We start from the raw sequence: 24,762 nt of genomic DNA, 5'->3' as shown, positions 1-24,762 counted from the left end.
TCCTATGCCTTTCGTGCAAAGCCATGGCCGCGCTATCTACTACGAGCGCCATGGGGAGGGTAGCGAGCCTGTTCTTTTCTGCCATGGGGCTGGCTCCAACGCGGCGACGTGGTGGCAGCAGTTGCCCGCGTTCACGCAGCGTCACACGTGCCTGACGATGGACATCCGCTGCTTCGGGCGCTCTGTCGCGCCGCTGCAGGAGTTTTCGCTGGAGAACTTCGTAGACGATGTCCTTGCCATCCTCGATCGCGAGAAGATCGACCGCGTCACGCTGGTCGGGCAGTCACTGGGCGGGATGATCGGCATCAAGCTGGCCCTGACCAATCCCTCGCGCATCGCTGCTTTCATCGCGTGCGACACATCGCTGGCGCTCGATCACCCTGCATTGCTCGACGCGATTTCACGACGGCAGATCACGCACCGCGCGGTCACGATCGAACAACGCTCACTCGGCAAGTGGTTCCTTGAGCACCACCCCGCCAAGGCGATGCTGTACGCGCAGATCAATCATTTCAATCAGAGCGCCTATAAGCTCGACGCGGCGGAATGGGGCTCAGCACTGGGCGCGCTCATGCAGCCGGGACGGCTCATTCCGATGGACGCGCTTGCTGACGTGCGCTGCCCAACACTGCTGCTGGTCGGCAGTGAAGACCCGATCGTTCCTGTTTCCGTGATGCGTGAAGTGGCGGAACGCGTAAGCGAGAGCGAGCTTGCCGTCGTGGCGCAGGCTGGGCATTCCGCCTACTTTGAGAAACCGGAGGAGGTGAACCGGCTGATCCTGGAGTTCATCGCACGGCGGGCGAGGTACTGATCAAAGTTGATTTTCATCCAAAAGTGACCCGCTAAAGCATCCCACCGGATGCGGCAGATCCCGTCCTGGCGCATCGCTGTGGCGAGTGCAAAACACATGATTCGCCCAAGGGGATGATCTGCCGCGGATTGCTGGTGAGGTAATCGGCAAGCGCTTGCAGTTCGCCGAGGGTAGGGCGGCGCTTCGCTCCAAACCCTTGCCGGCCAGGCTCAGGCGCTTGAGCGCGGTGCGGGCCAGATCAATGGGCTCTACCTGAACGCGAATCCGTGAACGGCCGCCGCGTGAGAAACTACCAGCTTGATGTAGCCGATGCCCATGCTGATGGTGACGGGACCGGCGCCTTCCTTGCCGCGGTCCTGGCCGAACTGGATGAGCCGTCGCGCGCGAAGTCCTTCGGCTTCAGCTTGCCCCGCTTCGTCTTCAGCGCATCGAGGGTGAAGGCCTTGGAGCGCCGAGGGGCCGCAGCACTTCTTCATGTCGATGACCTGCAGATCGATCAGGCCGCCAAACGTGAAATTGGAGTGCACACGAGGGCTTCCAAGTGTATGAATGATGAGGGTAGATTGTTGATTTACAAGGAAAAAATCCTTTCTGTCGCGCCAATGATGGATTGGACCGACCGCCACTGCCGCTACCTCCACCGGTTGCTGACCCGCCATGCGCTGCTCTACACCGAGATGGTGACCACCGGCGCGCTGTTGCATGGCGATGTGCCGCGGCACCTGCGTTTCAACGCAGAGGAGCATCCGGTGGCCTTGCAGCTGGGCGGCAGCGAGCCGGCGGACTTGGCGCAGGCGGCGCGGTTGGGGGTTGAGTGGGGTTATGACGAGGTCAACCTGAACTGCGGCTGCCCGTCTGAGCGGGTGCAGCGCGGTGCCTTTGGCGCCTGCCTTATGAACGAGCCGCAACTGGTGGCGGACTGCGTGAAGGCCATGGTGGATGTGGTGGATGTGCCGGTCACGGTCAAGCACCGCATCGGTATCGACAAGGTCGAGAACTATGGCTTTGTGCGTGACTTCGTTGGCACGGTGGCCGAGGCGGGCTGCAAGGTGTTCATTGCCCACGCGCGCAATGCCTGGCTGCAGGGCCTGAGCCCCAAGGAGAACCGCGAGGTGCCGCCGCTGCGCTACGAGTTGGTGCATCAGCTGAAGCGCGACTTCCCGCATCTGGTGATCGCGATCAACGGCGGCTTTACTGCAAGCGCGCAGATTGCCGAGCAACTGGCGGTGCTCGATGGCGTGATGGTGGGCCGCGAGGCTTATCACAACCCCTGGTCGATGGCCGGCTGGGACGCGGACTTCTACGGCGCGGCGCCCTCCGCGCAAACGCGCGAAGACGTGGAAGAGGCGATGGTTGCCTACATGGAGCGCGAGGCGGCGCGGGACGGTACGCCGTGGGCCTCCATCGCGCGGCACATGCTTGGTTTGCGCCACGGCCTGCCGGGCGCTCGGCATTGGCGCCGGGTATGGAGCGATCACCGCCTGAAGTCGCTGCCGCCGCGCGAGGTGATGGCGCTGGCGCGCCAACCTGCCGCCGCCACGGTGGATGGTTGAAACCTACGGAAATTTTGAAGAAAAGTGCCCGAAACCCAGGCGGGACTAGGGTAAGTAGCTACTATTTTTATAGTTGCTGCATGCGCAGATCAGGGTTTCCTGTCTGCGGCGGCCGGTGCGTTGGTGGCGCTTGTGGTGGGCGGCGCGATAAGCACGATGGCGCCATCCGGTCCGCGGCGGATGTGCAGGCGAGTACCGTCCAACAACCGGTCCAGGGCTGCCTCAGGGGCGATTTTTCCTTTGACGCCTCGCGTTGACAGGTCCTTGACGTCTTCTATCTTGTAGATGAGTTGCACGCCTGACTGCGCGATGTAGGCGTCGAGTGCGGGCCTGAGCTCGCCGCTGCGCACGTCGAACTCCCGGGTAGAGGCGTATGACAGGCTCGCCATGAGTGCGCAGGCGGCTGCGATGGCGATGCGCCGGCTTGCTGCGAGGTGGCGGATCGGGCTCTGCCTCCCAATTCGATTCATGTAGGGGTGTTTCCTGCGAAATGGGGTTTCTTGTTACCCCTATGAGACGAGCGCGGCCGAGCTTTCCGGTAATGGCCGCGCCTCATTTCAGTGCACCCCTGAAATTTCGTGCGGTTTTCGTGCGGTGTTACCGGAAATCTTTCGGCCATTCGTCTCTATGTCTGTCGCCAATCCCGGCGAGCTGTGATCCACCGGCCTTTTGCTAGGCCCCCCAGGAGCGCTTCTTTGGTTCTCAGTGACTTGGACAACTGGTTCGTGAGGGAGGTGCTGCCGATGGAGGCCGCGCTTACGCGTTTTCTTCGCCGCAACTGGCGCGACGACGCTGAAATACCCGACCTGCGCCAGGACGTCTACATACGCATTTATGAGTCAGCCGCCAAAGGCGTGCCCGATCTGGTGAAGCCCTTTGTCTTCACCACGGCACGCAACCTGTTGATCGACCGTGCGCGACGGGCGCAGATCGTCTCCATCGAGATCATTGCCGACCTCGATGCGCTCGATTTTTCGGCCGACGAACTCACGCCCGAGCGCCACGCTGCGGGCCGTGGCGAGCTGCGGCTGCTGCAGACGGCGCTCGACGCCTTGCCCTCCAAGTGCCGCCGCGTCGTGGAGATGCGCAAGATCGACGGCCTCTCGCAGCGCGAGGTGGCCACGCAACTGGGCATCACCGAAGACACAGTCGAGCGGCAGGTGTCGCGAGGCGTGCGGGCTCTGGCTGACGCGCTGCTCTCCAGCGGCGTGCAGCTCGACACCAAGGCCTTCGGTCGGGCACAGAATGACAAGAGACTCTCGACATGACGGAAGCCCAACACATTGAATCCATTGCCGCCGACTGGCTGGCACGCCGCGACAGCGGCGCATGGACCGACACCGACCAGCAGGCCCTGGACGCCTGGATCGCCGAATCGATCGCGCACCGCGTGGCCTGGCTGCGGCTCTCCAGCGTCTGGCAGCGCAGCGACCGGCTGAGCGCCCTGCGGGCACCACCGGCGCAGGCGGCACCACCAGCAGCCGAGCCCGTACCGCAGGCAGCACCCGCGCCACGGCTGCCGCGTTTCTCCATGCAACGCATTGCTGCTGGCGTACTGCTCGCGGCCGCCGGTTGCGGCTGGCTGGGCTGGCAGTACACGCAGGGTTTGCAGGGCGAGCACTACGCCACCGCCGTAGGTGCCCGCCAATCGGTCGCGCTGCCGGATGGCTCGGTGCTCACGCTCAACACTGCAACGCACGTACGCACCTCGGTGAACAAGAGTGAGCGCAAGGTGTGGCTCGAAGACGGCGAGGCCTTCTTTGATATTGCACACGACAAGCAGCACCCCTTCGTCGTGATGGCCGGCGACCGCCGCATCACCGTGCTGGGCACGCGCTTTCTGGTTCGGCGCCAGGGCGATCAGGTGAACGTGACGGTGGAAGAAGGGCGCGTACAGATTGCGTCAGCGCAGGGCGACAAGAGCAGCAAAGGCGGTGAGCCCACCGTGCTCACGCGCAACCAGGCGGCGGTGGCCAGTGCCGGCAACTTGCTGGTGCTGTCGAAGGCGCAGAAGCAGATCGACGACGAGCTGAGCTGGCGCCAGGGCCGGCTGGTGTTCGACCAGATGACCTTGGGCGATGCGGCGGCCCAGTTCAACCGCTACAACACCAGGCAGTTGGTGATTGCCGACCCGGCCATTGCGCGTATCCGCATTGGTGGCAGCTTCGACGCCAGCAACATGAGCGGCTTCGTGGCCTTGCTCAAACAGGGGTTTGGCCTTGCGGTTCAAGAGAACGGCAAAGAAATAAGGATTTCCAACTAACTTATTACCGGAATGTGACGGGGCATTCGTCTCAGTGGGTACCCAAACAAATACCACGCTGGAAGATCATCATGAATCGAGTCGTGCCAAGCCCCCGTCTGCTGTCCGTGAATAAGCGCAAATGGATGGCCATCCGCCCTTGGGTCGTGGGAGGTACGTGGGCGCTGATGGGAGGGCTGTCCATGCAGGCCCAGGCGCAAAGCCCGGCGCAACAAGGCTTCGATGTCGGCGGCGGCGACCTGAAGACCGCACTCGATGCCTATGCCGCCCAGGGTGGCGTGCAGTTGCTCTACAAGGTTGACGATGTCAGTGGCGTGGCCACGCGAGGCGTGAAGGGTGCGCTCTCGCCGCAAGAGGCGCTGTCGCGCCTGCTTGAAGGAACCCCGCTGCTCACGCGCCGCGGCGACGATGGTGCGATCGTGATCTATGCCGCTGCGCCGGCTGTCCATGCGGCGACGCCACCGGCCGAAGAGCGCCCCCAGGCGCTCGACAGCGTCACCGTCACGGCCACCCGCCGCCGCGAGCCGGTGCGTGAGGTGCCGATGCAGGTCAACGTGCTGCCGAGCGAGAAGCTGGAGCGCGAAGGCGCCAAGAACCTGGCCGACTACATTGCCGACCAACCAGGCGTGACCCTCACCAGCAGCGGCACCGTGGGTGGCTCGCTCAGCATGCGTGGGCTGACCACCGGCCCTTCGCAGACCATCGCCACCGTGGGGGTGTACATCGACGACGTGGCAACGGGCATGAGCTCGGCCTATGCGCTTGGCGGCTTCAGCCCGCTGGACATGGGCATGCTCGACCTGCACCACATCGAGGTCCTGCGCGGCCCGCAGGGCACGCTGTATGGCGCGGGTGCCATGGGGGGCGTGCTCAAGTACGTGACCAATCAGCCTGATTCGAGCGAGTTCTCGGGCTCGGTGAAGTTCGGTACCTCATGGACCGAGGGCGGTGGCCCTGGCAACACGGTAAGCACCGTGCTCAACGTGCCGATCAAGGAGGATGTGGCTGCCGTGCGCATCGCCGCCTTCAGCGACCGCGTGGGTGGCAGCTATGACGCCGTCGGCCCAGCCGCGGGCAACAACATCGACCGCGGCCGTACCGAAGGCGGCCGGATCTCCTTGATGGTGACGCCCACCAGAGACCTGACCGTTCGCCTGACGGCCACAACCCAAGAGGTGCGTCGCCAGGGTCTGGGCTTTGAAGACATGGATATCGCGACCGGCCGCTCGATCAATGGGGCCCGGGCGCGGCAGCTGTACACGAGCGAGCCCTACAGCAACCGCACGACCTTGCTGGGCATGGATGTGGAATACGACTTTGGCTGGGCCCGCCTGAACTCGATCACCTCGTCGCAGGACGTGAAGATCCGCAACTCCGCAGACATCAGCAGCGTCTACCTGCCCGTGGTGAGGGGCGCGGGCCTGCCGGCCACCTCGGTCCCGCTGATCAGCAACGTGGACCAGCACCGGGTCAGCCAGGAGTTTCGCCTGACCTCGCGCTCGGGCTCCTCGATCGAATGGCTTGCCGGCCTCTACCTGAACCGCGAGCGCGGCAGCACGGATGGCCGGATCGATGCGAACCTGAGCGGCGGGCTTCCCGACATCAACCTGCTGATGTCGGCCAAGCCCAGCCGCTACCGCGAGACGGCGGCCTACGGTGACGTCACCTGGCACGCAACGCCCGCCTTGTCCTTCACCGGTGGCGTGCGCGTGGCACACAACAAGCAGTCCTACACCGACGCATCTTCTGGCCTGTTGGTGGGCCCTGTGCCCTCAACAGGTGGCGGAACCTCGGCCGAGAGCCCGACCACCTACCTTGCTACCGTCAAGTACGCCCTCACGAACATCAGCAATGTGTACTTCCGCGCGGCGAGCGGCTACCGGCCGGGCGGGCCCAACGGGCTCAAGCCCAACACCAACCGGGACGTCGTGAAACCGATGTTCGAGTCGGATTCGCTGTGGAGCTATGAGCTGGGCTACAAGGCCGACCTGCTGGACCGGACCTTGTCTGTGGAAGCCACCGTCTACGACATCGAGTGGAGCAACATCCAGCAGCCGATCCGCGATGGCGGCTTCGGCTTCTACACCAACGCAGGCGATGCCCGCATCCGTGGCAGCGAGCTGATGCTCAACTGGCTGCCCAACCGCGATTGGCGCGCCCACACCTCCGTGTCCCTGATCGATGCACGCCTGACCACCGACGCTGCAGGACTCCAGGCCAAGGCCGGCGCGCGCTTGCCGACGACGCCGCGCTTCTCGGCTGCGGCCGGGGTGACACGCAACTTCAAGCTTGCCGATCACGACGCCTACGTTGGCATCAGCGCGCGCTACACCGGCAAGCGCGATGCGGGCTATCCCGGCAGCACCGTGGCGCCCAGCATCAAGCTGGCGGCCTTCACGCAGATCGATCTGCAGGCCGGCATTGATTTCAAGCGCTTCAATGTCTCTGCCTACGTCCGTAATCTGGCCGACAGGCGGGGCATCCTGTCTGCCGAGGCGGGCCTTGTCCCGAACCAGGCGCTGGTCGCGGTGGCCCCGCCGCGCACCATCGGCGTGGCCATGACCGTGCCGTTCTGACCATGTCGAGCATTACTCCGGGTTCGGTGCCGTTGACGATGGAGGCACCACATGCCGGACCGCTTGCAGCAACCCAGAAAGCACCGCTCAGCGCCTGGTACGCGCTGGCCGTGCTGGTCGTCGCAACGGTGTTGGGCGCGGTCGACAAGGTCGTGCTCACGCTGCTGACCGAGCCGATGCGGCACTCGCTCACCTTGTCCGACACCCAGCTGGGTTTGCTGCAGGGCGCGGGCCTGGTGCTGTTCACCGGCATCGCCACGCTGCCGCTGGGCTGGCTCAGCGACCGCTACGACCGCCGCGTGGTGCTGGCCGCCTGCGTGGTGCTGTGGAGCGCCGCGACCGGCCTGCGCGGCACGGCAGAGGGCTATGGCGTGTTGTTCATCGCCTCCATTGGCCTGGGAGTGGGCGAGGCCGGTCTCACGCCCATCACCAACAGCATGATCCCCGACCTGTTCCCACGGGCGCAGCGGGTGTTGGCCAACGCGGTGTTTGCGCTGTCCATCATTTTCGGCGGTGCCCTGGGCGCGCTGGCGGGCGGCAGCGTCGTGAACCTGACCGACCACATACGGCACCTGCTGCCCGTGTCCATGCAGGCATACGAGGCATGGCGGCTGACCTTCTTCGTCATGGCCGCGCTGGGCGCGCCCGTGGCCTTGCTGGTGCTGTCGATCCGTCGAACCAAAGGCCGGGGCAAGGCAGGGACGCCAGCGGCAGAGGGCTTCGATGCCGTCACCCCCGACAACGCCATCACCTTCCGTGAGCACCTGCGCGCGCATTGGCGCACCTTTGCCTGCCTGGTGACCGGCTTTGGCCTGGGCTCGGTCGGGCTGAGCTCGATCGGCAGCTGGCTGCCGATCGTCGCGGCGCGCGAGTTTGGCGCGACACCGGCAGAGGTGGGGCGAGGCATCGGCCTGGCCTTCCTCACCGGCACGCTGGTCGGCGGCGCGGTGGGTGTCGGCGTGATGCGCTTCATGCAGCGCCGCATGGGGCCTGCGGCCGCACTGCGCATCATCATGCTGGGCAATCTCGCGGCTGCGCTGTTGTCGGTCCTGATGCTGTTCATGCGTTCGTCGACCGACGTCTTCATGCTGCTGGCCTTGCTGGTCGTGCCCCTCATTAGCGGCGCGGTGCTGCTGCCCAACGTGCTGCAGGACGCGGCCCCGGCGCACCTGCGCAGCCGGACCATCGCCTTGCTCACCATGGCCAGCCTGCCTTTCGGCGTGCTGGGCCCGCTCACGGTCGGTGTGCTGTCCGACAGCCTCAAGTCCGTGCCCAACGGCTTGGCCACCGCCGTCGTCGCCACGACGCTGATCGGCGGCGTCCTGGGGGCGCTGATGCTGCGTTTGTCCGAAGGCGCATTTGTGCGCCTGATGCGCGCGGCACAGACCTCTTCCTGATGCCTTCGATGTTCTTCCCTGTCCCAACAACCCGAGCTTTCCATGTCTGAATCCACTCCCACCCCGGTTGCCCAGGTGCCGGCCGGACTTGCCGCGATCGATGCCTTGCTGGCGCCCCTCAACCGCAGCGATGCGCCCGGTCTGGTGATCGGCGTCGCGCAAAACGGCAAGCTGCTGTATCGCCGTGCCTTTGGCATGGCCAGCCTGGAGCTGGGCGTGGCCCTTACGCCAACCACCCGCATGCGCATCGCTTCGACCAGCAAGCAGTTCACGGCATTTGCCGTGCTGTTGCTGGCCGAGGACGGCCTGCTCGACATCGACGACATGGCGCAAAAGCACCTGCCCGAGCTGCCGCAGCTGAGCGCCAACGGCCCCACGCTACGTCAGTTGATGACCCACACCAGTGGCTGGCGTGGCCATGACGAGCTGTGGGCCATCGCGCACGGGCTGACCTTTCATGCGGCGGGGCCGGGGCTGCCGGCGATGGCCCGCCAGAGCGAGCTGAACTTCGAGCCCGGCACGCAGATGGTCTACAGCAATGGCGGCTACCACCTGCTGGCGAAGATCATCGAGCGCGTCAGCGGGCAGAGCTTCAACGCCTTCCTGAAGGCGCGCGTATTCGGCCCCTTGGGCATGCCCGACACCGAATCGGTAGACACCGATCTGGAGGTACACGCCCGCCTTGCCGGCCTCTACATGCCGGCGCTTGGCGGCGGATGGAAGCGTGGCCTCTACCCCTGCGAACTCGACGGCGGCGGCTCGCTGATCTCGACGGTGGACGACATGCTGCGCTGGCTCGAACACCTGCGCAGCAGCGAAAGAGCCGTGGGCAGCGCCGAGACCTGGGCGCTGTTGTCGGCACCGACCACGCTGTCTTCTGGCGCCACGGTGAGCTATGGCTGCGGGCAGGCCCGGCATCCCTACCGCGGGGTGGAAATCATCCACCACGCGGGCGCCGTGCTTGGCGCATCGTCGCAGATGCTCACCGTGCCTGGCCATGGCCTGGACATCATCATCATGGCGAACGGGGCGCCGGTATCGCCAAGCGCGCTGTCGATCAAGCTGGTCGAGCTGCTGCTGGCCGACAAGCTGCCCGAACCCCAGGACGAGCGTCCAAAAGCTGCGGCGTACCCTGCGCTGCTTGGCCAGCGCTACCACGCACCGACCACCGGCAGCGTGGTCAGCTTTGCCGACGTCGGCGGCAAGCTGGCCATGTCCTGGCAGGGTTCTGCCAACCTGGTCATGCACGAGGACGAAAGCCGCTTGTGGCTGGGCCTGCAGGACCTGCCCACCAATGACCTGGAAATCGATGTGTCCGATGTGGTGGATGCAGAGAAAGCGCCCCACGCCTTTACCCTGCGCGAGGGCGGGAACCCGCGCCGCTTCGAGCTGCTGCCCGATGTGCCGCCCGACGCCGCCTCGCTGGCAACGCAGCTGTGCGGCAGCTATCGCAGCGCAGACCTTGACGCCAGCGCGCAGATGGAGCTGGTAGACGGCAACTTGCTGTTGACCGTGCAGGGCCGCTACGGCCACCAGGCCGCAGCACTGAAGATCCTCTCGGACGACGTCATGGTGCTTACCTCGACCGACCCGGTGCTGGCCCAACTGGGCAGATCGATCCTCAACGTCGAGCGCAATGCGGGCCAGGTCGTGGGCCTGCGCCTGGACACCTTGCGCACCCGCCGCATCCACCTTGTTCGCCAAGAGGCCAGCGCATGAAGTTCTTCACCACCCTTCTTGCCACGGAAACCAACACCTTCGTGTCGGCCCCCACCGGCTGGGGCAGTTTCAACGAATACGGCGTGTTCCACGGTGACTCCAGCACGCGTGATGCAGACGGCTATGGCATGTTCGCGATAGAGCTGCGCAGGCTGCTGGCAGCCGAAGGCCACGACATGGTCGAGAGCCTGCTGGCCTTTGCGCAGCCGCTGGGCCGCACCGTGCGCGCGGTGTATGAAAACCTGCGCGACGAGATCCTTGCCGATCTGACCCGGGCCGGCCCGGTGGATGGCGTGATCCTGGTGCTGCACGGCGCCATGGTCGCCGACGGCTACGACGATTGCGAGGGCGACCTGATCTCGCGCGTGCGCGCCATCGTCGGGCCCAAGGTGCCGATCGGTGTCGAGCTGGACCTGCATTGCCACTTCACGCAGCAGATGCTGAGCCAGTCGGACGTGATCGTGGGCTACAAGGAGTACCCCCACACCGACGTGGCGCTGCGCCTGCGCGAGCTGACCCGCATCGTGATCGACGCCGCAGAAGGCCGCGTGCGGCCCACCACGGCCGTGCACGATTGCCGTATGGTCGGCCTCTGGCACACCACGCGCGAGCCCATGGCCGGCTTTGTGCGCCGCATGCAGGAGTGCGAGCAACTGCCGGGCGTGCTGTCGGTATCGTTGGGCCATGGCTTCCCATGGGCCGATGTGCCTGAGGCGGGTGCCAAGCTGTGGGTGGTGACGGACAACAATCCGGCGCTGGCCGCGAAACTCGCGGATGAACTGGGCCAGGAATTCTGGAACCTGCGCCACCAGATCGGCGCAGGCGCGCTGTCGGTAGACGAGGCCTTGCGCAAGGCGCTGGCAGTGGAGGGCGGCCCCGTGGTGCTGGCCGACATGTCAGACAACGCCGGCGGCGGCGCCACCAGCGATGCCACCTTCATCCTGCGTGCCGTGCTGGAGCAGAACATCGCCAACGTGGCCATGGGTGCCTTCTGGGACCTGGGCGCGATCCACCTGTGCCATGACGCAGGTGTTGGCGCCAGCTTCGACCTGCGCCTGGGCGGCAAATGCGGAGAGGCCTCGGGCGACCCGGTTGACCTGCGCGTAACGGTCAAAGCCGTGCACGACGACTACACGCAAGCCGGCCTTACACCTGGCACGCGCACGGTCCTGGGGCGCAGCGTGTGGGTGCAGGCCGCCAACGGCCTGGGCATCGTGCTCATCAGCAAGCGCAGCCAGGTCATGTCGACCGACATGTTCACCGGCCTGGGCATTGATCTGGCGGCCAAGAAGCTGATCGTGGTCAAGTCTGCGCAGCACTTCCACGCGCAGTTCGCGCCCATCGCCAAGGCGGTGTTCTATGTTTCCACGCCGGGTGCGCTCAGCAACGACTTCGCCGCGCTGCCCTACCGCGTGCGCGACCTTGACTACTGGCCGCGCGTGGAACAGCCGCAGCGCGGCAGCAAGCCGGCAGCGCACGCCTGGCACATGCCCGCGCCCGGCGAGCTCTATACCGTGGGCGGCCGCAAGATGCACCTGCAGCGCAGCGGCCCCGCGCCGGCCAGCGCCACGCAGCCCACGCTTGTGATCGAAGCCGGCGGTGGCTGCGCCTCGCCGCTCTATGCACGCCTGCAGAAAGCGCTGGCGGCCAAGTACCCGGTGATCAGCTATGACCGCGCGGGCATGGGCTGGAGCGATGCCGACGATGCGCCCTTCGATGGGCAGCGCAACGCGCGCGACCTGCATGCGCTGCTGGCCGCCGCCGGCGTGAGCGGCCCGATCGTGCTGATCGGCCATTCGCTCGGTGGTTTGCTGAACCGCGTCTATACCGCTCTGTATCCAGAGCAAGTGGTGGGGCTCGTCATGCTTGACGCCAGCCACCCGGACCAGTTCGAGCTGTTCCACGCGTTGCCAGAGGCGCCGCTTGCCGCAGAGCGCGACAAGCGCGCCAGGTTCCAGGCTGGCGGCCCACCGCCGCCGGAATTTGCGCCGGTGCAGGCCATCTTTGCCGACATGCCCCATGTCTTGCAGCAACTGGCCGCGACCTACACGCCGCAAGCCCTCGACACGATGAAGAAGGAGCTGGTGAGCCTTCCAGACGTGGCCCGGCAGGCCGGTGCGTCACCCGATCTGGGGGCGCGTCCGCTGTCGGTGCTGTGGGCAGGGGTGCTGCAGAAGCTGCCGCCTGGCACCGAGGGCGCTGCCGCGGTGCAGCAGCGCTGGCCCGAGTACCAGCAGGCGCATGCGGCGCTGTCGACGCGAGGCCGCCTGAACGTGGTCGAAGGCGCCGAGCACATGACCCTGGTGCTGTTGCCGCCCTTCGTGAGCCGCGTGGCCGAAGAGGTCGACCAGGTGATGGCCCAGCTCGAAGGCGCTTGATTCGTAACTACTCAGGTCTCTACACCGTTCGGGCTGAGCTTGTCGAAGCCTGCCACGCATCGCCAAGCCCTTCGACAGGCTCAGGGCGAACGGGGTGAGTAGTTACCTTGATTTCTCTTTCCTTTTTCCCGGAGAACCCCATGATGAAAACGCTTATCGCAAGACTGCTGGCGCCGGCCTCTGCATTGATCCTGGCCTTCTGTCTTGTGGGCGCAGCGCCCGCGGTCCAGGCCCAAACCGAAGCTGCGTCGACGACGGACGCCGCGAGCACTGTGGCGCCTGCCGCCGCTGCGCTGGCACCGGCGGCAAGCGCCAAGGTCGACAGCCCCTATGGTCTGGGCGCGCTTTGGGCGCAGAGCGATGCCGTGACCAAGGCCGTGCTGGCCATTCTGGTGATCATGTCGATGGCCAGTTGGTATGTGATCGTCATCAAGCTGTTTGAGCAGACCCGCATGGGCCGGCAGGCCAAGCAGGTAGATGACGCGTTCTGGAACGCCAGCAGCGTGCAGGCCGGCACCGAGAAGCTTGCCGAAGGCAGCCCGTTCCGCTTCATCGCCGATGCCGGTGTGCATGCCACCAAGAAGCACGACGGCCTGCGCGGCAAGGTGGACTTTGCCGACTTCGTGGACCTGTGCATCCACCGCGCCACAGAGCGCGTGCAGCGGCGCCTGAGCAACGGCATGTCCTTGCTGGCAACGGTGGGCTCCACCTCGCCGTTCGTGGGCTTGTTTGGCACCGTCTGGGGCATCTACCACGCGCTCACCGCCATTGGCGTGGCCGGGCAGGCATCGATCGACAAGGTGGCCGGCCCGGTGGGCGAGGCGCTGATCATGACCGCCATCGGCCTGGCCGTCGCCGTGCCCGCCGTGCTGGGCTACAACTGGCTGCTGCGCCGCAATATCACCGTGATGGACGACGTGCGTGAGTTCAGCGGCGAGCTGCACTCCGTGATCCTGGCCGGTAGCGCTCCGGCCTGACACCCTTGCCACTGCACACCACCCAAGGCGCACCATGGCAATGAACATTCCATCGGCTGGTGGTGACGAGGACCAGGCCATCGCCGCCATCAACACCACGCCGCTGGTGGACGTGATGTTGGTGCTGCTGATCATCTTCCTCATCACCATTCCGGTCGTTAACTATTCGGTTCCGGTGCAGGTGCCGAAGGAGCGCAACGAGGTGCGCGAAAGCAAGCCGGAGACCGTCGTGCTGTCGGTGGATGCGGCAGGGCGGATCTACTGGTACGACACCCCCGTGCGCGACGTGGAAGGCCTGGCCGACAAGCTGAAGAAGGTGGCCGCGCAGACCCCGCAACCCGAGGTGCACATCCGCGGCGACTGGCAGTCTGACTACGAGCCGGTGGGCAAGATCATCTATGCGTGCCAGGCCGCCGGCATCGTCAAGGTGGGCTTCATCACCGAGCCACCCGCGCGCAACTGAGAAGACACAGCCATGCGAAAACAAAAGCAAGGGCGCCGCAGCGGCACGCCTTCCGATGAGCCCATGATGGACATCAACACCACGCCGTTGATCGACGTGATGCTGGTGCTGCTGATCATGCTGATCATCACCATTCCGATCCAGTTGCACGCGGTCAACCTGAACATGCCCAACGGCAACCCGCCGCCGAGCGACATCAAGCCCGAGGTGTTGCGCATCGACGTCGATGGGCGCAGCACCATTCTGTGGAACGGCGACGCCATCGCCGATCTGCCGGAGGTCGAGCGGCGCTTCGAGCAGGTCGCGGCGCAAGCCGTGCAGCCCGAGGTGCATCTGCGCCCCGACAAGCACGCCCAATACAAGGTCGTGGCCGGCGTGATGGCCGCGGCGCAACGCGTGGGCCTGACCAAGCTGGGCATCGTCGGTTCGGAGCAATTCATTCCATGAGCCGATCCAAAGACTTCGATCCCAAAACCCGCTTCGGTCCGGTCGGCATCGGCCTGATGGTGTTGTTTCACCTCTTGCTTGGATACGCGCTGGTGTCCGGTCTGGCGCGCCAGACGATAGAGCTGATCAAGAAGCCTATGGACGCCACCATCATCACCGAGGTCAAGCTGCCTCCGCCGCCGCCACCCCCACCGCTGCCGCCCAAGAAGATCGTCCGGCAAGAGGTGCCAAAGGCCCCGCCACCACCGCGACCGGCCTATGTGCCGCCGCCGGCGGTGACACCACCCGTGAGCACGGCACCCGCCATTACTGCCGTGCAAAGCGTCGAGCCCGTGGCGCCGCCGCCTGCTGCACCACCGGCGCCGCCCGCACCACCCGCGCCACCAGCGCCGCAGCGATCGGCCTCCACCGACATCGCGGTGGCCTGCCCGAAGCAGGTCAGGCCCGAGATGCCGCGCAAGGCACTGAACGAAGGCATCAGCGGTGTCGTCGTGGCCGAGGTGCGCATCAAGGGCAACCATGTGACCGATGTGCGCTTTGTGTCGGGGCCGCGCGTCTACCACGCGGCGGTGCGCGCGGCGATGATGCGCTACGAATGCCAGACCACGGGCGACGCCGAGATCCTGGCCACGCAGGAATTCATCTTCAAGTTCGACTAGCCACATGAGAGTCTTCAGCGCCACCCTCGCGGTAGAAACCAACACCTTCGCGCCGATGCCAACGGGCCTGGCTTCTTTCAAGGACTTTGGCTACTACCCGGCGGGCCAGCATCCCGACCAGATGAGCCTCTATGCCGGCCCGCTGTGGGCCGCGCGCCTGCGCGGTGCCGAGCGCGGCTGGCAATTGTGCGAGGGCCTGGTGGCCGGCGCGCAGCCCGGCGGCACGACCACGCGCCATGCCTACGAGACGCTGCGCGAAGAGCTGCTGGCCGACCTGCGCGCGGTGCTGCCCGTGGATATGGTGCTGCTCGGCCTGCACGGCGCGATGGTGGCCGACGGCTATGACGACTGCGAAGGCGACCTGCTGGCGCGCGTGCGCAAGATCGTCGGCCCGGGCGTGGTGGTGGGCGTGGAGCTTGATCCGCACTGCCACCTGACGCCGGCCATGGTGGCCCATGCCGACTTGATGATTGCCTTCAAGGAGTACCCGCACACCGATGTGCTGGAGCGCGGCCTTGAACTGGTCGACCTGTGCGCCGCCATGGTCGAAGGCCGGGTCAAGCCGGTGTCTGCCATGGTCGATTGCGAGATGATCGTCACCGTCCACACCTCGCGCGAACCGGCGCGCGGCTTTGTGGACCGTATCCAGTCGCTTGAAGGCCAGAGCGGCGTGCTGTCGATCTCGATTGCGCACGGCTTCTCATGGGGCGATGTGCCCGAGATGGGCACCAAGCTGCTGGTCTACACCGATGGTGATCAGGCGCAGGCCGATGCGCTGGCGCGCCAGTTGGCCGACGAGCTGATCGCCATGCGCGATGGCCTCACGGTCCATTACCCCGGCATCGACGCCGCGCTGGATCAGGCACTGGCCTTCGACGGCGGCCTGGTGGTGCTGGCCGATGGCGCCGACAACCCGGGCGGCGGTGCGGCGGGTGACGCTACCTTCATCCTGCGCCGCATGATCGAGCGCGGCATTGGCAACGCAGCCCTGGGCCCGATGTGGGACCCGGTTGCGGTGCGCATCGCCTTCGATGCCGGCGTGGGCGCCAGGCTGCCCATGCGCATCGGCGGCAAGATCAGCCCGCTCTCGGGCGATCCGCTTGACCTGGAATGCACGGTAAAGGCGCTGAAGCACGGCCTGGTGATGAGCGGCCTGTCTGGCACGCCCACGCCCATGGGCGATTGCGCGCTGGTCGAGGCCCACGGCATCGAGATCGTGCTGATCACGCTGCGCAACCAGGCCATGGGCACCGACCTGTTCACGCAGTTGGGCTGCGAGCTGGCACACAAGAAGATGGTCGTGGTGAAGTCATCGCAGCACTTCTATGCCTCGTACTCCAGGCTGGCGCAGCACGTGATCTATGCCGGCGCGCCCGGCGTCGTGACGCTGGATATCAGCACCCTGCCGTATCGCAAGCTGCGGCGCCCCAAGTGGCCGCTTGATGTAATCGCAGGTTGAGGGAATTTTGAGGAAAAGTGCCTGAAGCCCAGGCGGGGCCTGGGCTATTAGCTATGAATAACGTAGCGAACAATCAGGCCGCAGCTTCCAGCCCGTTCAAAAAGTGCTGCTGCATGCGCTGCGTGGCGGCACCCGCATCGCCTGCGGCAATCGCGGCCATCAGGGCGCGGTGCTCTTGCAGCGACTCCTGCAGGCGGCCGGACTTCAGCAGCGAGTTATGGCGGTTGAGCTTCATCACCTTGCGCAGGTCGGCCACCATCTGGTCGCGCCAGCGGTTGTCGGCAAAGGCCAGCAATTGCATGTGGAAGCGCTCGTTCAAGGCAAAGAACTGCTCGCGGTCTGCTATGGCGGCCTCCAGCTCGTCGTGCAGGGCTTGCAGCGCGCGCACCTGCTCGGGCGTGGCGCGGGCGGCAACCACGCCGGCGGCGTCGCTCTCCAGCAGGCCCAGCAGGTGGTAGACGTCGGCCAGGTCCTTGTCCGACACCTCGGTGACATAGGCGCCGCGCCGCACCTTCATGGTCACCAGGCCTTCTGCCGCCAGCACCTTCAGCGCCTCGCGCAGAGGGGTGCGGCTGATGCCGTATTCCTCGGCCAGCTTCATCTCGTCGATCCAGCTGCCCGGCGCCAGCTCGCGCTGGAAGATGCGCTGCCGCAGCAGTTCGGCAACTTCTTCGTAGAGCGGGCGGGGCGCAAGGGACAGGGCAGACATGGGCCGGATTCTAGGCGTTAAAAATTCAGAATCAATAATTACGGATGGGCTACACTGCCCGCCGAGATGAATGCTAGAGCCTGTTTGCGATCTGTATGGGGATCGCGTTGGAGTGCAATCGGGATGAGTGAGTGGCCCAGTCTGCGCCGCATGGGCTCATGCCCATGCAAGCAGATGGGGCGCTCAATCGCCCGATTTCACTCCAACCCTTCGGGCAAGAGTCTTTGCGGGCGGTCTGCTGCGTTGCGGCGCTTGCCAATAGCCGAGCTATTGGCTGCGCACCGCGCCTTGCATCCCATCCCGCAAAGACTCTTGCGCGACCCCATAGAGATCGCAAACAGGCTCTTAGGGCGCGCCAACCGGACCGACTGGCGCATGTCAATCACGAGCCAGCAGACTGAAAAGCGCCATGAGCCAGGACAACACCGCCCCTTCCTCCAAGCCGGAATTTGCCCGCGCCAGCCTTGAGGCCTGGCAGAAGGCTGCGGCCAAATCCGCCCCTGGCGGCGACGTGGCGGCGCTGAACTGGGTCACGCCCGACGGCATCACCGTCAAGCCGCTGTACACGGCGGCCGACGTAAAGGATTTGCCCTACGCCGACACGCTGCCGGGCTTCGAGCCCTTTCTGCGCGGCCCGCAGGCCACCATGTACGCGGTGCGGCCCTGGACCATCCGCCAGTACGCGGGCTTCTCGACCGCAGAAGAATCCAACGCCTTCTACCGCAAGGCCCTGGCCGCGGGCGGGCAGGGCGTGTCGGTGGCGTTTGACCTGGCCACCCACCGCGGCTACGACAGCGACCACCCGCGCGTGACCGGTGACGTCGGCAAGGCCGGCGTGGCGATCGACAGCGTGGAGGACATGAAGATCCTGTTTGACCAGATCCCGCTGGACAAGGTCAGCGTGTCCATGACCATGAACGGCGCCGTGCTGCCGGTGCTGGCGGGCTACGTGGTGGCGGCAGAAGAGCAGGGCGTGGCGCAAGACCAACTGAGCGGAACCATCCAGAACGACATCCTGAAGGAGTTCATGGTCCGCAACACCTACATCTACCCGCCCGAGCCCAGCATCCGCATCATCGGCGACATCATCGAGTACACGGCGCAGCGCATGCCCAAGTTCAACTCGATCAGCATCAGCGGCTACCACATGCAAGAGGCCGGCGCCAACCAGGCGCTGGAGCTGGCCTTCACCCTGGCCGATGGCAAGGAATACGTGAAGACCGCGCTGGCCAAGGGCCTGGATGTGGATGGCTTTGCCGGGCGCCTGAGCTTCTTCTGGGCCATCGGCATGAACTTCTACCTGGAAGTGGCCAAGATGCGCGCCGCGCGCCTGCTGTGGTGCCGCATCATGAAAGAGTTCAACCCCAAGAACCCCAAAAGCCTGATGCTGCGCACGCACTGCCAGACCAGCGGCTGGAGCCTGACCGAGCAAGACCCGTACAACAACGTGGTGCGCACCACCATCGAGGCCATGGCCGCGGTGTTTGGCGGCACGCAGAGCCTGCACACCAATGCGCTGGACGAAGCCATTGCGCTGCCGACCGAGTTCAGCGCGCGCATTGCCCGCAATACCCAGCTCATCATCCAGGAAGAGACCCACATCACCAGCGTGATCGACCCCTGGGCCGGCAGCTACATGATGGAAAAGCTCACCCAGGACATGGCCGACGCCGCCTGGACCATCATCGAAGAGGTCGAGGCCATGGGCGGCATGACCAAGGCGGTCGACAGCGGCTGGGCCAAGCTCAAGATCGAGGCCGCCGCAGCCGAGAAGCAGGCGCGCATCGACTCGGGCAAGGACGTGATCGTGGGCGTCAACAAATACAAGCTCAAGACCGAAGACGCCATCGACAGCCTGTCCATCGACAACGTGAAGGTGCGCGACGGCCAGATCGCGCGGCTCAAGGCCATACGCGACAAGCGCGACAGCACCAAGGTGCAGGCCGCGCTGGATGCGCTCACGGCGGCGGCCGAGTCCGGCCAGGGCAACCTGCTGGCCTTGTGCATAGAGGCCGTGCGCCTGCGCGCCACGGTGGGCGAGGTGTCTGACGCGCTGGAAAAGGTCTTTGGCCGCCACCGCGCCGACACGCAGAAGGTCACCGGCGTCTACGCCGCCGCCTACGACTCGGCCGAAGGCTGGGACAAACTCAAGGAAGAGATCAACGCCTTCGCCGAGGCCGAAGGCCGCCGCCCGCGCGTGATGATCGCCAAGCTCGGCCAGGACGGCCACGACCGCGGCGCCAAGGTGGTGGCCACCGCCTTCGCCGACCTGGGCTTTGACGTGGACATGGGCCCGCTGTTCCAGACCGCCGAAGAATGCGCGCGCCAGGCCATCGAGAACGATGTGCACGCGGTGGGCGTCAGCACGCTGGCGGCCGGCCACAAGACGCTGGTGCCAGCCATCATCGAATCGCTCAAGGCGCAGGGCGCGGACGACATCATCGTGTTTGTCGGCGGCGTGATCCCGCGGCAGGACTACGACTTCTTGTATGAGGCCGGCGTCAAGGGCATCTACGGGCCGGGCACGCCGATCCCGGCCAGTGCAAAGGATGTGCTGGAGCAGATCCGCAAGGCCGTGGCGGTCTGATAGCCTTTTGCCGTTCGGGCGGAGCCTGTCGAAGCCGCGTTGTCATCTGTTCATGAAACCCTTCTACGTCTACTTGTTGCGCTGCGCGGATGGCTCGTACTACGCGGGCCATACCGATGACATTGACGCACGCATGCAGCAGCACGCGGTAAGCGATACCGGCTACATCGCCATGCGCAAGCCGGTCGAACTGCTGTGGCAGGGCGAGTTCGAAACGCGCGAGGGCGCGATTGCGTTTGAGCAGCAGATCAAGGGATGGTCGCGGGCGAAGAAGGAGGCGTTGGTGCGGGGGGATTGGGATGCTGTTCAGCAACTGGCGCGTTCCGGGAAGGTTGTAGACGGGGCTACCCGGCTTCGACAAGCTCAGCCCGAACGGTTGGGGGAGGAGCAGGCTTTGTTCAGTCAGCCCACCCCCGTTCGGCCTGAGCCCATCGAAGGCCCAGCACATTCACCATCAACCCGACTCCCCGTTCGGCCTGAGCCCGTCGAAGGCCCCACACCCCCACCATCTACCCCCACCGTTCGGCCTGAGCTTGTCGAAGGCATCCTCCACGCCCCCACGCTCCCCCAACGCCGCGCCATCGCCAAAGCCATCACCCTGCTCGAATCCACCCGCGTCGACCACCGTGCGCAGGCCGACGAGCTGCTGACCGCACTGCTGCCGCATACCGGCCGGGCCTTTCGCCTCGGCATCAGCGGTGTACCGGGCGTGGGCAAATCGACCTTCATCGAGGCGCTGGGCCTGCACCTGATCGCGCTGGGCCACCGCGTGGCGGTGCTCACCATCGATCCGTCTTCCACCGTTTCGGGCGGCTCCATCCTGGGCGACAAGACGCGCATGGAGCGGCTGTCGGTGCACGAGCAGGCCTACATCCGGCCCAGCCCATCGTCCGGCACGCTGGGCGGCGTGGCCGAGAAAACGCGCGAGGCCATGCTGGTCTGCGAAGCGGCGGGCTATGACGTGGTGATCGTCGAGACCGTGGGCGTGGGCCAGAGCGAGATCGCGGTGGCTGGCATGACCGACATGTTCGTGCTGATGCAACTGCCCAATGCCGGCGACGACCTGCAGGCGATCAAGAAGGGCGTGATGGAGATCGCCGATCTGGTCGTCATCAACAAGGCCGACATCGACGCCAATGCCGCAATGCGCGCGCAGGCGCAGATCACCTCCTCATTGCGCTTGCTGGGCATGCACGGCGGCCATGAGGGCGCGGGCCTGGGCGCTGCCTGGCAGCCGCGCGTGCAGCAACTGAGCGCGCTGCTGGGGCAGGGCGTGGATACGTTCTGGGACACAGTGACCGAATTCCGCAGCCAGCAGGCGGCCAGCGGCCGGCTGGCCTACCGGCGCCAGCAGCAGGCACTGGCCTGGATGTGGGAGCGCATAGACGCCGGGCTGAAGCAGGCGTTTCGCCAACACCCGCAGGTGCGTGAGCTGCTGCCACAACTCACGGCCGAGGTGCGCGCCGGCACACTGGCAGCCTCCACTGCAGCAAGAAATCTACTCGCAGCCCAGGCTGCACCTGGGCATGGTGCTATTGATTAAGTAGCGCCGCCGCAACGCCACAACGGAGAACCTTCCTCATGCAAGACATCCTCGAACAACTGGAAAAGAAGCGCGAGCAGGCGCGCCAGGGCGGCGGCGTAAAGCGCATTGCCGCGCAGCACGCCAAGGGCAAGCTCACCGCGCGCGAGCGCATCGAGCTGCTGCTGGACGACAACACCTTCGAAGAGTGGGACATGTTCGTCGAGCACCGCTGCACCGACTTCGGCATGGAAGACAACAAGATCCCGGGCGACGGCGTGGTCACCGGCTACGGCATGATCAACGGCCGCCTGGTGTTTGTCTTCAGCCAGGACTTCACCGTCTTTGGCGGCGCGCTGTCCGAGACCCATGCCGAGAAGATCTGCAAGGTGATGGACCAGGCGATGAAGGTCGGCGCGCCGGTGATCGGCCTCAACGACTCGGGCGGTGCCCGCATCCAGGAAGGCGTGGCGTCTTTGGGCGGCTATGCCGACGTGTTCCAGAAGAACGTGCTGGCCAGCGGCGTGGTGCCGCAGATCAGCATGATCATGGGCCCCTGCGCGGGCGGCGCGGTGTACTCGCCGGCCATGACCGACTTCATCTTCATGGTGAAGGACAGCAGCTACATGTTCGTCACCGGCCCCGAGGTGGTGAAGACCGTCACGCACGAAGAAGTCACGGCAGAGGAACTGGGCGGCGCCGGCACCCACACCAGCAAGAGCGGCGTGGCCGACATGGCGTTTGAGAACGACGTAGAGGCGCTGATGATGCTGCGCCGCCTCTACAACTACCTGCCGCTCAACAACCGCGAGAAGCCGCCCGTGCGCCCCAGCGGCGACCCGGCCGACCGCGCCGACCTGTCGCTCGACACCCTGGTGCCCGACAACGCCAACAAGCCCTACGACATGAAGGAGCTGATCACCAAGGTGGTGGACGACGGCGACTTCTTCGAGCTGCAGCCCGACTACGCCAAGAACATCATCATCGGCTTTGCGCGCATGGAAGGGCAGAGCGTGGGCATCGTCGCCAACCAGCCGCTGGTGCTGGCCGGCTGCCTGGACATCAAGAGCAGCATCAAGGCCGCGCGCTTCGTGCGCTTTTGCGATGCCTTCAACATCCCCGTCATCACCTTCGTCGACGTGCCCGGCTTCATGCCCGGCACCGGCCAGGAGTACGGCGGCATCATCAAGCACGGCGCCAAGCTGCTGTATGCCTATGCCGAGTGCACCGTGCCCAAGGTCACCGTCATCACGCGCAAGGCCTACGGCGGCGCCTACGACGTGATGAGCAGCAAGCACCTGCGCGGCGACGTCAACTTTGCCTGGCCCAACGCCGAGATCGCGGTCATGGGCGCCAAGGGCGCGGTAGAGATCATCTTCCGCGAAGACCGCAAGGACCCGGCCAAGCTGGCCGCGCGCGAGGCCGAATACAAGGCCCGGTTTGCCAACCCGTTTGTGGCCGGTGCGCGCGGCTTTATCGACGACGTGATCCTGCCGCATGAGACGCGCAAGCGCATTTGCCGGTCGCTGGTGATGCTGCGCGACAAGAAGCTGGAGAACCCGTGGCGCAAGCACGGCAATATCCCCCTGTAAGCGGGCGCGGGCACACGGACAAGCGCAGGCCATTCGAGCGGAGCCGACATGTTTGATTTCGTCGTGGGTATCGTGGGTTTCATCCTGGACGTCGTGCTGCTCCGAAAGGTTCGTGAAGCCAGGAAGCGGCCGGCGCGTTCCTGGCAGGAGGACGCAGCGGACGTGGCCCATTTCGAGTGGTGGCAGGTGCCGGTGTCGCTGGCGATTGCCACGGCAGGCGCACTCATCCTGCTCTTCGGTTTCGGTCTCCCTTTCTGGCTCAGCATCGGCGCACCGCTAGTGCTGGTCGCCATCTACTGGTCTTACCGGTATTGGGAAATGGTCAAGCGCTGAGGCGGTGAGCCCACACACAGAAGACAAAATATGTTCACCAAAATCCTGATCGCCAACCGTGGCGAAATCGCCGAGCACGGGAACATTCCCCTGTAAAAACGCCATGAAAAGCAAAATGCTTATGGCCGGTTGGGCGCTGGTCTTGCTGGTGTTTGCCTCTGCGGCGCAAGCGGCAGATGGCGCTTGCGATGCGCCGGTTGGCAAAGACTTTACGAGCGCGCCGCCCAGCCAGGTCGCCTTGTCTTCCACGCGCCTGGGCAGCATGCTCGATGCATTGGACGACTCCAAACTGGAAGTGCGGGCCTTGCTGGTGCTGCGCGACTGCAAGCTCTCGCTCGAGCGCTACAAAGACGGGCTGAGTCGCCAATACAACCATTCGATGTGGTCGGTCACCAAGTCGTTCTCCTCCACCCTGGTCGGGGCCTTGCTGTACCAAGAGAAGCTCAAGTCGGTGGACATACCCATCGCAGACCTGGTGCCTCAACCCTCCCGCATCAACGATAGCGATTGGGTCAAGGCAAGGCAGATTACGTTGAAGAACGTGATGCAGATGAGCTCGGGCTTGAACTACCAGCACGACCCTTGCTGCCACCCCATCTACGACCCTTTGAATGACCGCCTGGCTTACGCGCTTTCGCCGTCATTCGCTGCACCGCCGGGCACGCGCTTCAACTATTCGGATGCCGATGTGTCGATGACGGGCGCGGTCATCGCTGCCGTGGCGGGCGATGACCTGCTGAGCTTTGGCAAGGCCACGCTGTTCGAGCCTTTGCAAATGAGCAACTACGACTGGATGTTCAAGGACCGCACGGGCCGCTATCCCGGTGGCTGGGGCTTGCGCGTTCGGCCGATGGACATGCTGAAGCTGGGGCAGCTCTACGTGCAGCAGGGCGAGTGGAACGGCAAGAGAATCTTCGACGCCAGTTACGTGCAAGAGGCGACCCAGCCCGGGCCCAACAAGAGCTATGGCCTGCACTGGTGGATCGGTGATGCCAAGTTTGCAGGCACGCCCTATTTCTATGCCAGTGGTTTCAAGGGGCAGCGCATCTTTGTGTTCCCGGCGTGGCATGTGGTCGTCGCCTTGGCGGCCAGTGTTGACGACGAAAGAGCCTTGGTCGGCATCGTGGTGCGCGGTGTCATCGATGCAGTGGCCAAAGGGGCGGATGCGGATACCGAGAGCGATGTGGCGTTGCAAAAAAAGGAAGCCGCGGGCTTTCACGGCAGCATCCAGGCCCGGCAAGCCAATCAGGATGCACCTCGGCGCTTTTGATGAACTTTTATCTTCGCGAGCAGCGCACGCTGCTCCTCGTCGACAAC

The 24,762-nt window shown here is 65.2% G+C and carries 21 protein-coding genes and 2 pseudogenes; 20 read left to right on the top strand and 3 right to left on the bottom strand.

Going from position 1 to position 24,762, the window contains the following annotated elements:
• The first annotated feature begins 4 nt into the window (after positions 1–4).
• The gene (locus AAFF27_15225; GenBank protein ID XAH21375.1) at positions 5–811 is read left to right on the top strand and encodes an alpha/beta hydrolase; all 807 of its coding nucleotides are present in this window, start codon (positions 5–7) and stop codon (positions 809–811) included.
• 248 nt (positions 812–1,059) lie between these two features.
• On the opposite strand, the gene AAFF27_15220 is transcribed toward AAFF27_15225, so the two are convergent.
• Positions 1,060–1,338 (bottom strand): hypothetical protein, encoded by a 279-nt coding sequence (locus AAFF27_15220; GenBank protein XAH21374.1) that lies wholly within the window; start codon positions 1,336–1,338, stop codon positions 1,060–1,062.
• A gap of 18 nt (positions 1,339–1,356) precedes the next feature.
• Between AAFF27_15220 and dusA the strand changes: the two genes are divergently transcribed.
• The gene (gene dusA, locus AAFF27_15215) at positions 1,357–2,364 is read left to right on the top strand and encodes a tRNA dihydrouridine(20/20a) synthase DusA (protein ID XAH21373.1); all 1,008 of its coding nucleotides are present in this window, start codon (positions 1,357–1,359) and stop codon (positions 2,362–2,364) included.
• A gap of 89 nt (positions 2,365–2,453) precedes the next feature.
• Here dusA and AAFF27_15210 read toward each other — a convergent pair whose 3' ends face one another.
• A complete protein-coding gene (locus tag AAFF27_15210; GenBank protein XAH21372.1) occupies positions 2,454–2,834 on the bottom strand; it encodes an STN domain-containing protein in 381 nt (126 codons plus the stop codon).
• A gap of 225 nt (positions 2,835–3,059) precedes the next feature.
• Here AAFF27_15210 and AAFF27_15205 point away from each other — a divergent pair, with 225 nt between their 5' ends.
• The 12 genes and pseudogenes from AAFF27_15205 (at position 3,060) to AAFF27_15150 (ending at position 16,702) form a co-directional block, all read left to right on the top strand.
• Positions 3,060–3,632, top strand: a complete 573-nt coding sequence (locus AAFF27_15205) for a sigma-70 family RNA polymerase sigma factor (GenBank protein ID XAH21371.1) — start codon at positions 3,060–3,062, stop codon at positions 3,630–3,632.
• A complete protein-coding gene (locus AAFF27_15200) occupies positions 3,629–4,627 on the top strand; it encodes a FecR family protein (protein XAH21370.1) in 999 nt (332 codons plus the stop codon). The genes AAFF27_15205 and AAFF27_15200 overlap by 4 nt, the downstream gene beginning before the upstream one ends.
• A gap of 125 nt (positions 4,628–4,752) precedes the next feature.
• Positions 4,753–7,203 (top strand): TonB-dependent receptor, encoded by a 2,451-nt coding sequence (locus AAFF27_15195; GenBank protein ID XAH21369.1) that lies wholly within the window; start codon positions 4,753–4,755, stop codon positions 7,201–7,203.
• A 2-nt stretch (positions 7,204–7,205) separates the two neighbouring features.
• Positions 7,206–8,600: an MFS transporter gene (locus AAFF27_15190; protein ID XAH21368.1), complete on the top strand. Its 1,395-nt coding sequence runs from the start codon at positions 7,206–7,208 to the stop codon at positions 8,598–8,600.
• Positions 8,601–8,642: 42 nt separating this feature from the next.
• Positions 8,643–10,319 (top strand): serine hydrolase domain-containing protein, encoded by a 1,677-nt coding sequence (locus AAFF27_15185; GenBank protein ID XAH21367.1) that lies wholly within the window; start codon positions 8,643–8,645, stop codon positions 10,317–10,319.
• Positions 10,316–11,731, top strand: a pseudogene (locus AAFF27_15180) (M81 family metallopeptidase). Before AAFF27_15185 ends, AAFF27_15180 begins: the two are co-directional and overlap by 4 nt.
• 75 nt (positions 11,732–11,806) lie before the next feature.
• Positions 11,807–12,697 carry an alpha/beta hydrolase gene (locus AAFF27_15175; protein ID XAH26247.1) on the top strand — a complete coding sequence of 297 codons (891 nt, stop codon included), beginning with the start codon at positions 11,807–11,809 and terminating at the stop codon, positions 12,695–12,697.
• 140 nt (positions 12,698–12,837) lie between these two features.
• Positions 12,838–13,674: a MotA/TolQ/ExbB proton channel family protein gene (locus AAFF27_15170; protein ID XAH21366.1), complete on the top strand. Its 837-nt coding sequence runs from the start codon at positions 12,838–12,840 to the stop codon at positions 13,672–13,674.
• Between the two features lie 34 nt (positions 13,675–13,708).
• The gene (locus tag AAFF27_15165; GenBank protein XAH21365.1) at positions 13,709–14,137 is read left to right on the top strand and encodes a biopolymer transporter ExbD; all 429 of its coding nucleotides are present in this window, start codon (positions 13,709–13,711) and stop codon (positions 14,135–14,137) included.
• A gap of 12 nt (positions 14,138–14,149) precedes the next feature.
• Positions 14,150–14,584 (top strand): biopolymer transporter ExbD, encoded by a 435-nt coding sequence (locus tag AAFF27_15160; GenBank protein XAH21364.1) that lies wholly within the window; start codon positions 14,150–14,152, stop codon positions 14,582–14,584.
• A complete protein-coding gene (locus AAFF27_15155; protein ID XAH21363.1) occupies positions 14,581–15,243 on the top strand; it encodes an energy transducer TonB in 663 nt (220 codons plus the stop codon). Before AAFF27_15160 ends, AAFF27_15155 begins: the two co-directional genes overlap by 4 nt.
• Before the next feature lie 4 nt (positions 15,244–15,247).
• The gene (locus AAFF27_15150) at positions 15,248–16,702 is read left to right on the top strand and encodes a M81 family metallopeptidase (GenBank protein ID XAH21362.1); all 1,455 of its coding nucleotides are present in this window, start codon (positions 15,248–15,250) and stop codon (positions 16,700–16,702) included.
• 73 nt (positions 16,703–16,775) lie between these two features.
• Here the strand turns inward: AAFF27_15150 and AAFF27_15145 are convergent, their stop codons facing one another.
• A complete protein-coding gene (locus AAFF27_15145; GenBank protein XAH21361.1) occupies positions 16,776–17,411 on the bottom strand; it encodes a GntR family transcriptional regulator in 636 nt (211 codons plus the stop codon).
• 409 nt (positions 17,412–17,820) lie between these two features.
• Between AAFF27_15145 and scpA the strand changes: the two genes are divergently transcribed.
• The 6 genes and pseudogenes from scpA to AAFF27_15115 all read left to right on the top strand — a co-directional run bounded on the left by scpA (position 17,821) and on the right by AAFF27_15115 (position 24,715).
• Positions 17,821–19,998, top strand: a complete 2,178-nt coding sequence (scpA, locus tag AAFF27_15140) for a methylmalonyl-CoA mutase (GenBank protein ID XAH21360.1) — start codon at positions 17,821–17,823, stop codon at positions 19,996–19,998.
• Positions 19,901–20,260 (top strand): annotated as a pseudogene (locus AAFF27_15135) (GIY-YIG nuclease family protein). Before scpA ends, AAFF27_15135 begins: the two are co-directional and overlap by 98 nt.
• A 282-nt stretch (positions 20,261–20,542) precedes the next feature.
• On the top strand, positions 20,543–21,541 hold the full coding sequence (gene meaB, locus AAFF27_15130; GenBank protein XAH26246.1) for a methylmalonyl Co-A mutase-associated GTPase MeaB: 999 nt from the start codon (positions 20,543–20,545) through the stop codon (positions 21,539–21,541).
• A gap of 38 nt (positions 21,542–21,579) precedes the next feature.
• Positions 21,580–23,112, top strand: coding sequence for an acyl-CoA carboxylase subunit beta (locus tag AAFF27_15125; protein ID XAH21359.1), 1,533 nt, complete (start codon positions 21,580–21,582; stop codon positions 23,110–23,112).
• A gap of 48 nt (positions 23,113–23,160) precedes the next feature.
• Entirely contained in the window at positions 23,161–23,445 is a 285-nt protein-coding gene (locus AAFF27_15120; GenBank protein ID XAH21358.1) for a hypothetical protein, read from the top strand.
• A 58-nt stretch (positions 23,446–23,503) separates the two neighbouring features.
• Positions 23,504–24,715, top strand: a complete 1,212-nt coding sequence (locus AAFF27_15115) for a serine hydrolase (protein ID XAH21357.1) — start codon at positions 23,504–23,506, stop codon at positions 24,713–24,715.
• Positions 24,716–24,762 lie beyond the last annotated feature (47 nt).

Origin of the sequence: Xylophilus sp. GW821-FHT01B05 (assembly GCA_038961845.1) — a bacterium.
Classification (GTDB): Bacteria; Pseudomonadota; Gammaproteobacteria; order Burkholderiales; family Burkholderiaceae_C; genus Xylophilus.
Note: the sequence above shows the minus strand (reverse complement) of the source record. Positions and strands in the feature narration are given on the sequence as shown.